This is a genomic window from Neisseria subflava, from assembly GCF_003044645.1.
GTDB classification, from domain to species: Bacteria; Pseudomonadota; Gammaproteobacteria; order Burkholderiales; family Neisseriaceae; genus Neisseria; species Neisseria subflava_B.
Window position 1 is genome coordinate 134282 of record NZ_POXL01000007.1, and the last position, 13550, is coordinate 147831.

Annotated in this window: 9 protein-coding genes and 1 pseudogene; 6 read left to right on the plus strand and 4 right to left on the minus strand. The window is 50.2% G+C overall.

Going from position 1 to position 13550, the window contains the following annotated elements; translation table 11 throughout:
* Positions 1 to 10 precede the first annotated feature (10 nt).
* Entirely contained in the window at positions 11 to 346 is a 336-nt protein-coding gene (locus DBY97_RS08990) for a hypothetical protein (protein ID WP_036491675.1), read from the minus strand.
* 430 nt (positions 347 to 776) lie between these two features.
* Here DBY97_RS08990 and DBY97_RS08995 point away from each other — a divergent pair, with 430 nt between their 5' ends.
* Positions 777 to 2171: a DEAD/DEAH box helicase gene (locus tag DBY97_RS08995; RefSeq protein ID WP_107858128.1), complete on the plus strand. Its 1395-nt coding sequence runs from the start codon at positions 777 to 779 to the stop codon at positions 2169 to 2171.
* A gap of 180 nt (positions 2172 to 2351) precedes the next feature.
* Here the strand turns inward: DBY97_RS08995 and acnB are convergent, their stop codons facing one another.
* A complete protein-coding gene (gene acnB / locus DBY97_RS09000) occupies positions 2352 to 4937 on the minus strand; it encodes a bifunctional aconitate hydratase 2/2-methylisocitrate dehydratase (RefSeq protein WP_107858129.1) in 2586 nt (861 codons plus the stop codon).
* A 200-nt stretch (positions 4938 to 5137) separates the two neighbouring features.
* Complete coding sequence (locus tag DBY97_RS09005; protein ID WP_107858130.1) at positions 5138 to 6175, minus strand: sensor histidine kinase; 1038 nt, start codon at positions 6173 to 6175, stop codon at positions 5138 to 5140.
* A gap of 93 nt (positions 6176 to 6268) precedes the next feature.
* On the opposite strand from DBY97_RS09005, the gene argH reads away from it, so the two are divergent.
* On the plus strand, positions 6269 to 7648 hold the full coding sequence (argH, locus tag DBY97_RS09010) for an argininosuccinate lyase (protein ID WP_107858131.1): 1380 nt from the start codon (positions 6269 to 6271) through the stop codon (positions 7646 to 7648).
* Positions 7649 to 7817: 169 nt separating this feature from the next.
* On the plus strand, positions 7818 to 8342 hold the full coding sequence (locus tag DBY97_RS09015) for a hypothetical protein (RefSeq protein WP_107858132.1): 525 nt from the start codon (positions 7818 to 7820) through the stop codon (positions 8340 to 8342).
* Positions 8343 to 8392: 50 nt separating this feature from the next.
* Here DBY97_RS09015 and fumC read toward each other — a convergent pair whose 3' ends face one another.
* The gene (gene fumC, locus DBY97_RS09020) at positions 8393 to 9781 is read right to left on the minus strand and encodes a class II fumarate hydratase (RefSeq protein ID WP_107858133.1); all 1389 of its coding nucleotides are present in this window, start codon (positions 9779 to 9781) and stop codon (positions 8393 to 8395) included.
* Between the two features lie 309 nt (positions 9782 to 10090).
* Between fumC and DBY97_RS09025 the strand changes: the two genes are divergently transcribed.
* The 3 genes and pseudogenes from DBY97_RS09025 to DBY97_RS09035 form a co-directional block, all read left to right on the plus strand.
* Positions 10091 to 12010: a TonB-dependent receptor gene (locus DBY97_RS09025; RefSeq protein ID WP_107858134.1), complete on the plus strand. Its 1920-nt coding sequence runs from the start codon at positions 10091 to 10093 to the stop codon at positions 12008 to 12010.
* Between the two features lie 57 nt (positions 12011 to 12067).
* Complete coding sequence (locus tag DBY97_RS09030) at positions 12068 to 13045, plus strand: ABC transporter substrate-binding protein (RefSeq protein ID WP_107858135.1); 978 nt, start codon at positions 12068 to 12070, stop codon at positions 13043 to 13045.
* A gap of 236 nt (positions 13046 to 13281) precedes the next feature.
* Positions 13282 to 13550 (plus strand): annotated as a pseudogene (locus DBY97_RS09035) (ABC transporter permease); the annotation flags it as partial.

The window sequence follows — 13550 nt, forward strand, 5'->3', positions numbered from 1 at the left end:
TTTATGAAGCTTATTTTTTTGCTTTTTTAGCAGCTTTTTTTGCAGGAGCAGCTTTAGCAGCAGGCTCGGATGCGGCAGCTTCAGGAGCAACAGCCTCAGGCGCTGCTACCGGTTCAGAGGCAGCAGGCTCGGAAGCAGCTGATTCAGCGGTACGTTGATAGCCTTTGTCTTTCATGCAGGCATCAAACACAGCGCGGTCAGCATTTTCACCAGATGCCTGTTGGCATTGGGTCATTGCTTCTTCAACAGTGACGCGTGGCGCTGCCGCTTCTTCAGCAGGTTTGGAAGAAGAACAAGCTGCCAACATCAGGCTACCGGTTGCAAGAGCAATCAATAAAGTTTTCATAATTGTATATTCCTAAATTTTGATTTTATGGTTTACCGTTAAACGGGAGATACAGGCTACAAAACAAGCTCTGCACCTCAATATTGAGTACGTGAGTACAATTTAGTTTCATTTTAGCCGGTAAGTTTTTGATAAATTAATTCTATTAAAGTTAAGACAAATGCTTAATCTTCAATAAACTCAAAACCTTGCAAGCCAGTAAATTTTTCTGTTTTTGAACTGTAAAAATATCAAAACTTGGTCAATCCTAGCCGCAACCATCATTTGGGGAGTCCCTCTTTTTATGGCATAATGGGCTACTTGACGGATTATTCCGCTCCCCATTTTTTTCAAACCGCAGAATCAAAATCATACTGCGGTTTATCCATTTCAGAATCAGATTTTTCAGACGGCCTCACCATTCAAAAGGCCGTCTGAACAGAAAGCCACCATCATGAATCCTTTCTCTTCACTCGGTTTAGGCAGCGAATTAGTCTCTGCCCTGACCGATCAAGGGTATGAAAACCCGACGCCTATCCAAGCCGCAGCGATTCCTAAAGCCTTGGCAGGACACGACCTTTTGGCCGCAGCACAAACCGGCACAGGTAAAACCGCCGCCTTTATGCTACCCAGCCTCGAACGCCTGAAACGCTACGCCACATCCAGCACCTCCCCTGCCATGCACCCTGTCCGCATGTTGGTATTGACCCCGACCCGCGAACTGGCCGATCAAATCGATCAAAACGTACAGGCATACATTAAAAATCTTCCTTTGCGCCATACCGTCCTCTTCGGCGGCATCAATATGGACAAACAAACTGCCGACTTGCGCGCCGGTTGTGAAATCGTTGTTGCCACGGTTGGCCGACTGCTCGACCACGTCAAACAAAAAAACATCAATTTAAACAAAGTTGAAATCGTTGTACTCGATGAAGCCGACCGTATGCTTGATATGGGTTTCATCGACGATATCCGTAAAATCATGCAGATGTTGCCCAAACAGCGACAAACCCTGCTTTTTTCCGCCACTTTCTCACCGCCTATCCGCAAGCTTGCGCAAGATTTTATGCACACGCCTGAAATGGTCGAGGTGGCCGCGCAAAACGCCACCAACGCCAATGTCGAGCAACACATCATTGCCGTTGATGCGCTCAAAAAACGCAACCTGCTCGAACGTCTGATTGTTGATTTGCATATGAATCAAGTCATTGTATTCTGCAAAACCAAACAAAGCGTCGATCAAGTTACCCGCGACCTCGTCCGCCGCAACATTGCCGCCCAATCCATCCACGGCGACAAATCCCAACAAAGCCGACTGGAAACCCTTAATGCCTTTAAAGAAGGTACATTACGCGTTTTGGTGGCCACCGACGTTGCCGCACGCGGTCTGGATATTACCGAGTTGCCTTTCGTCATCAACTACGAGCTGCCAACCCAACCTGAAGACTACGTCCACCGCATCGGACGCACCGGCCGGGCCGGTGCTGACGGCGTTGCCATTTCCTTGATGGATAAAACCGAACAGAAAATGTTTGAATCCATTAAAGAGCTGACCGGCAGCGATTTGAATGTGGAACGCATCGAAGGCTTTGAGCCGCATTGGTGGGGCAACGACAATCAAGATGAAGCCGAAGCACAACCGGTTCAGCACAACGACAGTCGCTCTCGGCGCGATGATAGAAACAAACGCAACGAATACGCGAGCAAGTCAGACAAAAACTCGAAAAAAGTAGAAGAGAAAAACGATCCGGGTATTGTCTGCGGCAAAATTGCCGGCAGAACACGCCGCAGCCGTCACGAGCGTCAGCCTTGCGCCCTGCTCCAACCTGGTTTTGGCGTAAAGTAAACAACGCTGATTAATCGGTTTTCTGATTATTTATCCTAACAAAGGCCGTCTGAAACTTATCTTTCAGACGGCCTTTTATTAAACTAAAAATAAAAAGGACGTGATGAACACGTCCTTTTTTTCCGTTTCAGACGGCCTTTATTATTTAAGGCCGTCTGAAAATCGGTTTACCTTGCTATATTAAACATTCACTTTCTCGGCTACTTCGTTGTAGCTGTCGATTTCGTTGAAGTTCATGTAACGGTAGATTTGGTCACCCTGCTCGTTGATGATACCGATATTGGCTTGGTATTCTTCAACAGTCGGGATTTTACCCAGTTTGGAGCAGATCGCCGCCAACTCAGCCGAGCCGAGGTAAACGAAGGTGTTTTTACCCAAGCGGTTCGGGAAGTTACGGGTAGAAGTGGACATTACAGTCGCGCCTTCGTGTACTTGTGCTTGGTTACCCATACACAATGAGCAACCCGGCATTTCCATACGCGCGCCTGCACGGCCGAGTACGCCGTAGTGGCCTTCGTCAGACAACTCTTTCGCATCCATTTTGGTTGGAGGCGCTACCCACAGGCGTACGGGGATATCGCTCTTACCTTCCAAGAGTTTGGAAGCAGCGCGGAAGTGACCGATGTTGGTCATACAAGAACCGATGAACACTTCGTCAATTTTGGTGCCGGAGCGTTCAGACATGAAGCACACATCGTCAGGGTCGTTCGGACAAGCAATAATCGGCTCTTTAATGTCGTCCATGTTGATTTCAATCACGGCGGCGTATTCGGCATCTTTATCCGCTTCGAGCAATTCAGGATTTGCCAACCATGCTTCCATGGCTTTGATACGGCGTTCCAAAGTGCGCGAATCTTGATAGCCGTTGGCAATCATGTTTTTCATCAACACAATGTTGGATTTCATGTACTCGATAATCGGCTCTTTATTGAGCTTCACAGTACAGCCAGCAGCGGAGCGTTCGGCAGACGCGTCAGTCAATTCAAAGGCTTGTTCCACTTTCAAATCAGGCAGGCCTTCGATTTCGAGGATGCGGCCGGAGAAGATGTTTTTCTTACCGGCTTTGGCAACAGTAAGCAGACCTTGTTTAATCGCGTAAAGCGGAATGGCGTTTACCAAATCGCGCAGGGTTACGCCCGGTTGCAGCTTGCCGCTGAAGCGTACCAATACGGACTCAGGCATATCGAGCGGCATTACACCAGTAGCTGCTGCGAAAGCAACCAAGCCGGAGCCGGCAGGGAAAGAAATACCGATAGGGAAACGGGTGTGGCTGTCGCCGCCGGTACCGACTGTATCAGGCAACAGCAGACGGTTGAGCCATGAGTGAATCACGCCATCGCCCGGACGCAGGGATACACCACCACGGGTAGAGATGAAGGCAGGCAATTCTTTATGGGTTCTCACATCGACAGGTTTTGGATAAGCAGCGGTGTGACAGAAAGACTGCATCACCATATCTGCTGAGAAGCCCAAGCAAGCCAGGTCTTTCAATTCGTCGCGAGTCATCGGACCGGTAGTATCTTGCGAGCCGACAGTAGTCATGCGTGGTTCGCAGTAAGTACCCGGACGCACGCCTTTGCCTTCCGGCAAACCGCAGGCACGACCAACCATTTTTTGAGCCAATGTGAAACCGGCTTTGCTTTCGGCAGGCGCTTGAGGCAGACGGAACTCGGTAGAAGCAGGCAATTTCAGTGCTTCGCGCGCTTTGGCAGTCAGGCCGCGACCGATAATCAGGTTAATACGGCCACCAGCTTGTACTTCATCCAGCAATACTTGTGATTTCAATTCAAAATCGGCAACAGTTTCGCCGTTTTTCACGATCTTGCCTTCATAAGGCAGGATATCGACGACATCGCCCATTTTCAGCGCGGAAACATCGACTTCAATCGGCAATGCGCCGGAGTCTTCTTGAGTATTGAAGAAAATAGGAGCAATTTTGCCACCCAAGCACACACCGCCGAAACGCTTATTCGGTACGAACGGAATATCTTCGCCTGTATGCCAAATCACAGAGTTGGTAGCAGATTTACGTGAAGAACCGGTACCGACCACGTCGCCAACGTAAGCAACCGGATGGCCTTTAGCTTTGAGTTCTTCCAACAATTTAATTGGACCGACTTCGCCCGGTTTGTCAGGCGTGATGCCATCGCGCGGGTTTTTTAACATCGCCAACGCGTGCAGAGGGATATCAGGACGGCTCCATGCGTCGGGCGCTGGAGAGAGGTCGTCTGTATTGGTTTCACCATCGACTTTGAAGACGGTAACAGTGATTTTTTCTGGAACTTTGGCGCGAGAAGTGAACCATTCGGCATCTGCCCAAGATTGCAATACTTCTTGCGCGTATTTATTGCCTTTTTCGGCTTTTTCTTGAACATCGTGGAAAGAGTCAAACATCAGCAGAGTGTGTTTCAGACCATTTGCAGCGATAGGCGCAAGTTTGTCGTTATCCAAGAGTTCGATAAGTGCATGAATGTTGTAACCGCCAAGCATGGTACCCAACAGCTCGGTAGCATACTCAGGGGAAATCAGCGGACTGGATGCGCTGCCTTCGGCAACGGCTGCCAAAAATGAGGCTTTAACTTTGGCGGCATCGTCCACACCGGGCGGTACGCGGTGAGCCAACAGCTCAACCAAGAACTCACCTTCACCGGCAGGTGGATTTTTCAGCAGCTCAACCAAATCAGCAGTCTGCTGAGCAGTCAGAGGAAGGGGGGGGATACCAAGGGCGGCGCGCTCGGCGGCGGCTTTACGATAGGCTTCTAACATCTCTTTGTTCCTTTTTCTGTTTTTTCTTCTGGGCAGTTGCAAATGATTTGCAATTAAAGATTGTAAACAATCCTTTTAAGCATCATAGACCAGTTTTCAAAAAATGGGAACAGTTATGTTACTGAATGTAATAAATTTAAACTATTTTATTTAATGTGTTAATAGTCTAACCTATCTAAAGCCGCCCTCTTCTATACGTTTTAGCCAAACAGACGGGAAACTTCGGCTGATTTTTTACGATACGGCAATATGATTTCAACGCGGAACAGGCCGTCTGATTGGATGTTTCTGATTTTCGCGTCGGTGTCATACATCAGAGTCAGGCGCTCTTTCAGATTGCGCAGAGCCATAGAATTGCCTTTATGCGGCTTGGTATTTTCGTTAGGCTCCGTTCCGCACGGATTTTCGATACTGATGAAAATAGATGATTTTTCCAATTTTGTTAATACCGTAATTATCCCTGGACGGTGGGTGGATTCGACACCATGAAATACGGCATTTTCCAAAAGCGGTTGCAATAGCAGATGCGGTGTTTCCGCATCATCAGGCGCATGGTGCTGCCACATAACCTGTACGCGCATATGTCCCATGCGGATTTGCTCGATGGCAATATATTCCTGCGCCCACTCGATTTCCTGCCCCAAGGTGCTGTTTTGACTACCGTCGCGCAGTTGTGCGCGGAACAGGTTGGCCAGGTTTTCCAGCAAAGTTTCCGCATCATACGGACGCAGACGGATTAAGCTGATGGCGGCATTCAGGCTGTTAAACAAGAAATGCGGACGGATACGCGCCGTCAACGCGCTCAATCTGGCTTCGGAAATGGAAGGCGCAAGGCTGTTGCGACGGGATGCTTCGATGTACATGAAACTGAAACAAAAAAAGGTCAGCAAGAAGAAGTGTTGAATCAGCGGCCAAATCTCTGTCTTCAAAATCACTAAATCGACAAACAAGAAAATCAGCAGGTTGGAGACGTAGGAAACCACAACGCTGTACTGCGAGCGAAGCAGGGACGGCGCAAATGCCTGTAAGAAATAGACTTTAAGTAAAATTAAAAGGATGACGGGGCAAGCCCATGAAAAATGTTGGAAAATCTGTTCCGGATAAGGCACGCCCGATACCGTCATCAACGGAAAGATAAACAAACTGATTAACAAAACAATGAGCAGGCGCACCAGAGTTGCGGAATTGCGCAAATCCGGCACTGCGAAATTCTGGTTTATTTGACGTATAATAGACATGATTTCAACCGTTTTCTTTCATAATGTATAGACGGGTCTGCTATATTGAAGACGTAGACCCTGTTTTTTTATTTATATTTTAAGGATGCTGATATGAGCAAGGACAAAACCTGGTCAGGCCGTTTTAACGAACCTGTTTCCGAGCTGGTCAAAAAATATACCGGCTCGATTGATTTTGACAAACGACTGGCAGAATGGGACATCCAAGGCTCGCTAGCACACGCGCAAATGCTGACACAGTCGGGCGTTTTGAGCGAAGACGACCTCTCCGCCATCCGTCAGGGCATGGCCGAGATTATAGCAGAAATCAAAGAAGGAACGATTTCCTGGTCGCTGGATTTGGAAGATGTCCACATGAACATCGAACGCCGCCTTACCGACAAAATCGGCGACGCCGGCAAACGCCTGCACACCGGCCGCAGCCGCAACGACCAAGTCGCTACCGACATCCGCCTGTGGCTGCGCGATCAAATTACCGTTATTCAAAGCCTGATTCAAAATCTTCAGACGGCCTTGGTTGATTTGGCGGAACAAAACGCAGAAACCGTTATGCCCGGTTTTACCCATCTGCAAGTTGCCCAGCCGGTCAGCTTCGGGCATCACATGCTCGCCTACGTTGAAATGCTCGGCCGCGATTTCGAGCGCATGGCCGACTGCCGCAAACGCGTCAACCGTATGCCGCTCGGCGCCGCAGCCCTTGCCGGTACCACCTACCCGATTCAACGCGAAATTACCGCCGAGCTGTTGGGCTTTGAACAAATCTGCCAAAACTCGCTCGATGCCGTATCTGACCGCGATTTTGCCATTGAGTTCACGGCTGCCGCTTCTCTGATTATGGTTCACCTGAGCCGCCTTTCCGAAGAATTGATTTTGTGGATGAGCCCGCGTTTCGGCTTCATCGATATTGCCGACCGTTTCTGCACCGGCTCGTCCATCATGCCGCAAAAGAAAAACCCCGACGTACCCGAACTCGTGCGCGGCAAATCCGGTCGCGTGATTGGCCACCTGATCGGCCTGGTTACCCTGATGAAATCGCAGCCTTTGGCATACAACAAAGACAATCAGGAAGACAAAGAGCCTCTGTTTGATACTGCCGACACGCTTATCGACACCCTGCGCATTTACGCCGACATGATGCGCGGCGTGACCGTCAAACCCAACAATATGCGTGCCGCCGTAATGCAGGGTTTTGCAACGGCTACCGACTTGGCGGATTACTTGGTGAAAAAAGGCATGCCTTTCCGCGACAGCCACGAAGTTGTTGCCCAAGCCGTGCGCCATGCCGATGAAACAGGCGTTGATTTGAGCGAATTGCCGCTTGAAGTCCTACAAGGTTTCAGCGGTTTGATTGCCGACGATGTTTACAGCGTGCTGACACCCGAAGGCAGCTTAAACGCGCGCAACCACTTGGGCGGTACTGCGCCTGAACAAGTCCGTTTCCAAGTCAAACGCTGGCGTGAATTGTTGGCTTAAACCCATCTAAACACATAATAAAAGGTCGTCTGAAAATTTTCAGACGGCCTTTTGATTACCCGTGTTACACTCAACCTCACAATAAAAATAGCTAAAACCTAAAACTTACCTTCAAACGAGAAAACACGCCTCCTGACTTTGCCGCCGTCTTCAAACAAAAGGAGCAAGGATGAAAAACATTGTCTTAAAATTGGTCATGATCTGCCTGTGCTGCGGATGCTATGCCGTATTCGTCGCCTGGGAAAATGGCGGATTCAGCCAGCTCCATGATTTTCAAGCAATAGAGAGCAACGGCATGAGCGTATACCTTCATCAAATCTCCTCCGCAGCCATGCAGGCTGAAAAAAACGAGCTGTCGATTTTGCAAAACAACCAAAACAGCTTGGCCTCTTGCGTCGGCATTGAATCTTTATGCGAACACGCCAAGCCAGGCATCTGGGTTGAACATGCCAAATTCTTACAACACAAAGACACGGGCAAATTATTGGTACTTTCGTTGGACTATTTGGAAAACAATGACACCGCAAAAACCCTACACAACCGCTATACTGCATCGCTCCTACCCCAAGCAGACAGAACGGAGGCATGGTATTACGCCTGGCGTACATTTCTGAGCTCAATAATATTTCTAATGGTCGTCAATCTGACGCCAATGATTTTTGCCCTATTCGAAAAAAAGACAACCGCAGCATAAAAACATGCCGTCTGAAAACATTTTCAGACGGCATGTTTCATTATTAAAGCTTAACGCGGATGAACCATATCGGCAGGAACGACCAATTCGTCAAACTCTTCGCCTGTCAGCAAGCCCAATTCGATGGCGGTTTCGCGCAACGATTTGTCGTTTTTATAGGCGGTTTTGGCGACTTTGGCGGCATTTTCATAGCCGATTTTACGGTTTAACGCAGTAACCAACATCAGGGAATGGTGCAGGAAATAGTCGATTTTTTCCGGCACGGGTTCGATGCCGACGGCGCAGTGTTCGTTGAAGCTGTTGCACGCATCGCCCAAGAGGCGGATAGATTGCAAGAGGTTGTAAGCGATAACGGGCATATAGACGTTCAGCTCGAAATTGCCTGACGCGCCCGCCATGCCGATGGTGACGTCGTTGCCGAACACTTGGCAGCACACCATGGTCATCGCTTCGCATTGGGTCGGGTTGACTTTGCCCGGCATGATGGACGAACCCGGCTCGTTTTCGGGGATTTTGATTTCGCCCAGACCGCAGCGCGGACCGCTTGCCAACCAGCGGATATCGTTGGCGATTTTGTTCAGGCTTGCCGCCAGCGTTTTTAGTGCGCCCGAAGCGGCAACGGCGGCATCGCGTCCGCCCAAGGCTTCAAATTTGTTCGGCGCGCTGACAAACGGCAGGCCGGACAATTCGGCGAGTTTGGCGGCGGCTTTTTCGGCGTATTCGGGATGGCTGTTCAAACCCGTGCCGACCGCCGTGCCGCCCAAAGCGAGCTCGTATAAACCTTTGAGCGCGTCGTTCAGACGACCTAAGCCGTGGTCAAGTTGGGAAACGTAGCCTGAAAACTCTTGACCCAAAGTCAACGGCGTCGCGTCTTGCAAGTGGGTGCGGCCGATTTTGACGATAGGGGCGAATTCTTTGGCTTTTTTGTCCAATGTATCGCGCAAGGCTTTTACCGCCGGAATAAGGTGGCGGTTGATTTCAATTGCAGCGGCGACGTGGATGGCGGTCGGGAACGCGTCGTTGGTCGATTGCGCGTGGTTCACATGGTCGTTGGGATGGACGGGCTGATACGCCGCCAAGCCCGTACCGGCAATTTCATTGGCGCGGTTTGCCAACACTTCGTTCATGTTCATATTGGACTGCGTGCCGGAACCGGTCTGCCACACTACCAATGGGAACTGCCCGTCAAGCTTGCCGTTCAACACATCATCCGCCGCCTGCGTAATCAAATCCGCCTGTTCAGGCTTAATCCTGCCAAGGGAAACATTGGTGGCGGCGGCGGCTTTTTTTACCAGCGCCAAAGCGTAAATCAACGGCTGCGGCAGGGTTTCGCCGCCGATTTTGAAATTGTTGCGGCTGCGCTGGGTCTGCGCGCCCCAATAGGCTTCGGACGGGACTTCGACATTGCCCATGGTGTCGTGTTCGGTACGGGTGCTCATGCGTTTCTCCTATATTTAAACAGAAATAATAATGATTCGTAAATTTATTATACCCAGCAAAAGGCCGTCTGAAAAGAGAGAGGTTTTCAGACGGCCTTTTGCTTTATTAACCTGAAATACTAATAGAAGATAAAACCCGATTTCGGAGCAAATACAACCTGCGCCGCCGCTCCCCTCTTCTAAAAATTTTCCTCCTTGCCGATTTGTATTTTGCGCTAGGTATTTATCGACAATAAATACCTTATCGTTTCTTTACTTTGTTTCTCTCTAAGAGCATAATAAATAAAAATGATTATCAGGATATAGATCATGAAACAAAACCATTTGATTTGCTTGTTAATGAGCAGTTTTGCCGCTGCAAACGGCTTTGCCGAAACCTTGGCAGACCCTGACGAAATCCAGCCTGTCAAAACCTTCTCCCCTCCCAAACCGATTGCACCGACCGCTGCACAAGGCTATTTCCCTGAAAACCAATTCGACCGCACCGACCGCAGCGATCATTACTTTGTCACCGAAAACATAGACCAAGCCTTCCGTCCGTTGAAAGCAAACAGCGGCTTTTACGGCAAAAGCTTTTACAACTCCGTTACCGCGCAAGCGCGTGGAGCAAAAGTGTACGGCGTGGCCAACCTCAATCACACCAAGGCCAACGGCTATAAAGACGGCGGCGGCAATCAGACCGATTGGAAATACAGCCGTTTCAATCAGGCTTTGGTACTCGGTTTCGTGCCGTCTGAAAATCAGGAATACCGCCTCACCTACCTACACGACGACATCAACAACGACCGCCAGCCGCAGTTCGTCAACGACGCATTGGATACCGAACGCCACATCGCCAAACTCAACGCGCGTTGGGGCAATGCCGATTTGAGCAATACGGTCAGCGCAGAAGCAGGCATTATCAAACTCAAACGCCACGCCGACAATTACTCCCTGCGTCAAAACAACACGCCGCAGCAAGTATTCGTAGAGCTTGACCGCAAAGTGTACGACTTCTCGCTCAAACACGATGCGGATTTCGGCAAATTCCACAACACCTCCGCCGTCAGCTACCGCAACGACAGCCAAAACGGCGAACGCAACGCCCACACCGCCATGCGCGATTTCCTCAACGGCTACCGTTTCGCCGATGTGCACATCGACCGCTGGCGCATTGCCGATACCCTGTCTTACAAGTTTGACGACCGACACAAACTGGGCTTGGGTTTAAGCTACGAGCTCAACGAAGCGGACGTTCGCAAAAATACGGCGCAACCCGCCCATCCGATGAACCGCAACCTTGCCTTCGCCTCATCACAACAAATCTGGAAAACCCATTACGGCTACGACTTCAACGGCAAAGTGCGCCGTCATGCCTTCTCAGGCGAACTCAAATACGATTTCACTCCGTCTGAAACGCAAAAATACAGCGTTTCCCTTGCTCACTTAGAACGCATCGGCGACAACACCGAACGCTTCAACTCGCTTGCCGCCATCGTGCAAAACCGCATGAACGGCGCGCTGATGAATCAAAATCCAGCCGCCGCCATCGCAGGCAATCCCCTTCTGAAAACCGAAAAACACAACCGCATCAAACTCACCGCCGACAGCCGCAACGACTACTACAACGGCTACATGAACTCGCTGGCAGGCGCGGGCTGGAACGTGGGCGGCACGCTTGTGGCAGATAAAGTCAAAGACCTGATTATTTTCGACCGCGCACGCGGACAAAGCGGCACTGCTTCCAAAGGCGGCGGCATCATCACACGCAATATCGATGCGCGCCTATTCACCGCGCAGGCCTACGCGCGTTACAACTTCAATCCGCATTGGGCGGCTGGCATCAAAGCCGCCTACAACTACGGACACAACGAAACCGACGGCAGGCCGCTCTATCAAATCCGTCCGTTTGAAGCCGCCGTTCAAGCCGACTACAAAAACTACTTTGCCCACGGCAGCTACAACATCGGCGCGGCAACACGCTTTGTCGCCAAACAAACGCGCGGCGATTTTGACGCGGCAAGCGGTCTGGGCATAGATAAACGCGAAGCCGCCAAAGGCTTTACTGTTGCCGACGTGTATGCAGGCGTAAACATCAAAGACAAATACGGCTTGCGCTTGGGCGTGAACAACGTGTTCAACAAAAAATACGCCGAACACATCAGCGGCGACCACGTCCTCGCCCTGTCGCCCAGTGTAGTGTATGCACCGGGCAGGACATATTGGTTGAGTTTGCATGCGGCTTTTTAAAACCAGGCCGTCTGAAAGAATGCCTACACTGGCTTATTAAGAATTAGGAGATAAAAAATGGATATGAAAAGACGCGATTTCTTAAAAATGACCGCCGCGCTGGCAGCCGCAGGCGTTTCGCCTTCATTGTTGGCAGCTGGTAAAGAACAATTTACCGTATACGGCGCACCGGCAATGCCCAGCGTTACCATTGCAGTAGCGGCGTTACAGGGCAAGCTGGCGAAACAGGCAGATGTATCGCTGAAAATCTGGCGTTCGCCCGACCAACTGCGTGCAGGCGTAGCAAGCGGACAATTTAAAGTAATGATGAGCCCGAGCAATGTCGGCGTGAACCTGCGCAACCAAGGGCAGAAAGTCGGCATGGTGAATATTTTGACCAACGGCATCACGCAGCTGATGTGCAAAGGCAGCGCGATTGCCTCGCCGCAGGATTTGGTCGGTAAAAAAATCCTTGTGCCGTTTAAAAACGATATGCCCGACATCGTGCTGCAAGCCTTGTTGAAAAAACTGAAAATCGACGTACACAAAGTCGGCATCACTTACACCGCCACGCCGCCCGAAGCAGTCGGACTGTTTTTAAGCAAGGACTACCACGCCGCCATCCTGCCTGAACCGATGGCAACCGCCAGCCTACTGAAAGGCAAAACCATGGGCGTAAACGTCGTGCGCGGCTTTGATTTGGTGAAAGCATGGGGACAGGCGTTTGACACCAAACCGCTGATTCCGATGGCAGGCATCATCGCCAACGAAGAATATTTCCACGCACACAAAGCGCAGTTCGACCTCTTCCATCAGGATTTGAAAAACGCGCTCAACTGGATACTCGCCAACCGCCAAAGCGCGGCGAAAATCGGTAAAAACTATCTCCCCGCCCCCGAACCCGCCCTAGTCATGGGCTTGGACGGCGCGCGGCTGACGGTAACCAAAGGCAGCGAAGTGAAGAACGAGATTTTGAAGTTTTACGAAATCCTGATGCAGTTCAACCCGAAACTTTTGGGCGGCAAGCTGCCTGATAATGGGTTTTTCTTGGCTTAAAATGGGAGAAAGGCCGTCTGAAAGTGTAGAATAGTTGCAAGTATTCAATCTTCTATTTTCAGACGACCTCAGAGCATTATCCGCTGCGTAGGTTAAATCAATTCCCAGCAGCGTAGGTCGGATTCTTGAATCCGACATTTCGGCTAAACGGGGGCTGTCGGATACGAGTATCCGACCTACTTTTTTTCAGATGGCCTATCCTTGCCAAAACATAACGACAAAACAACACCCAAACCATGATTAAAACCGATAAAATCCGCAAACCGCAGCCTGCGGTGTTTTACATCATCGACTACCTTTGGAGCGGCTTTGCCGGTTTGAGCGTGGCAATGGTGGTGGTGGCGTTGTGGGCATGGGGCAGCGCCGTATTTGGCGAGTTTATGCTGCCTGCTCCGGTGGAAGTGTTTCAAAAGTCATTAGATTTATTGAAACATTTTCAGGAAAACGAAATCGGGATTTCGCTGTGGCGGTCGGTGGTGGGGATTTCGGTTGCTTTGGTAGCGGG

What these genes read in the sequence shown, in the direction of transcription:
- fumC (WP_107858133.1), bottom strand. Translation starts at nt 9,781, where the DNA reads ATGAGCACCCGTACCGAACACGACACCATGGGCAATGTCGAAGTCCCG.
- DBY97_RS09025 (WP_107858134.1), top strand. Translation starts at nt 10,091, where the DNA reads ATGAAACAAAACCATTTGATTTGCTTGTTAATGAGCAGTTTTGCCGCT.
- acnB (WP_107858129.1), bottom strand. Translation starts at nt 4,937, where the DNA reads ATGTTAGAAGCCTATCGTAAAGCCGCCGCCGAGCGCGCCGCCCTTGGT.
- DBY97_RS09015 (WP_107858132.1), top strand. Translation starts at nt 7,818, where the DNA reads ATGAAAAACATTGTCTTAAAATTGGTCATGATCTGCCTGTGCTGCGGA.
- DBY97_RS08990 (WP_036491675.1), bottom strand. Translation starts at nt 346, where the DNA reads ATGAAAACTTTATTGATTGCTCTTGCAACCGGTAGCCTGATGTTGGCA.
- DBY97_RS09005 (WP_107858130.1), bottom strand. Translation starts at nt 6,175, where the DNA reads ATGTCTATTATACGTCAAATAAACCAGAATTTCGCAGTGCCGGATTTG.
- argH (WP_107858131.1), top strand. Translation starts at nt 6,269, where the DNA reads ATGAGCAAGGACAAAACCTGGTCAGGCCGTTTTAACGAACCTGTTTCC.
- DBY97_RS09030 (WP_107858135.1), top strand. Translation starts at nt 12,068, where the DNA reads ATGGATATGAAAAGACGCGATTTCTTAAAAATGACCGCCGCGCTGGCA.